Here is an 833-nt window from a genome sequence, read left to right on the forward strand (position 1 = left end):
GTAGACGTCGTGCCTGATATTCCGTTCGGCTTCCAGCTCCCGGGCGGGCAACCGCCCGACCCCAACGATCCCGCGCAGATGCAGCAGTTCATGTCGCAGTTGCAGCACCTGCTCTCCGCGCCGGGCATCGACCCGGGACGGTGGCGGGCGGCGCTCGCCGAGGACGTGGTGGACCTGCTCGCCACGCTTCAGGAGGTGGAGACCGCGGTCGCGGTGACCCCGGCCGACCGGGCCCTCGCCGAGGCCGTCGTCTGGCCCGGCACCGCCGTGCACGAGGTGCCCGTACCGACGGCCACCGCGGTCCTGGCCGCGCTGACCGGGTACGACCAGGCGGCCGTCGTCGCCGCCGACGCCCCCGACCTGCCCGGGCTGACCGTCGGCAAGCTGCTCCGCCCGCTGACCACCCGGCCGGTGGCGGTCGCCCCGGCCGAGGGCGGCGGTCCCGGCCTGCTCGGCGTCGCGTCGCGGCTGCCCGTACCGGACTGGCTGCCCGAGATCGACCTGGACGCCGCGCTCCCGGCCGACCTGCGCCGGGCCGCCCCGCGCCCCGGCGACGTCGCGGTCACCGCCGCCTGGCGGCGGTTGCGCGGCCCGGCGGACCTGGCCACCCTCGACCCGGCGGTCGAGGGCTGGGACGCGACCCGCGCCCTCCTCTCCGGCCACCCCTGACAGCCCCGCCTGCCTCGCGCCCGCGTGCGTGCCTCGCGCCCGCGTGCGTGCCTCGTGCCCGCGTGCGTGCCTCGTGCCCGCGTGCGTGCCTCGTGCCCGCGTGCGTGCCTCGTGCCCGCGTGCGTGCCTCGTGCCCGCGTGCGTGCCTCGTGCCCGCGTGCGTG

1 protein-coding gene is annotated in these 833 nt (G+C 78.2%); it reads left to right on the plus strand.

Features of this window, described 5'->3' with window-relative positions; all coding sequences use genetic code 11:
- Positions 1–90: 90 nt before the first annotated feature.
- Positions 91–669, plus strand: coding sequence for a hypothetical protein (locus ABGB16_RS33850; RefSeq protein ID WP_347672117.1), 579 nt, complete (start codon positions 91–93; stop codon positions 667–669).
- The last annotated feature ends 164 nt before the right edge of the window (positions 670–833 follow it).

Origin of the sequence: Micromonospora sp. B11E3, from assembly GCF_039871625.1 — a bacterium.
GTDB lineage: Bacteria > Actinomycetota > Actinomycetes > Mycobacteriales > Micromonosporaceae > Micromonospora.

What these genes read in the sequence shown, in the direction of transcription:
- ABGB16_RS33850 (WP_347672117.1), top strand. Translation starts at nt 91, where the DNA reads ATGTCGCAGTTGCAGCACCTGCTCTCCGCGCCGGGCATCGACCCGGGA.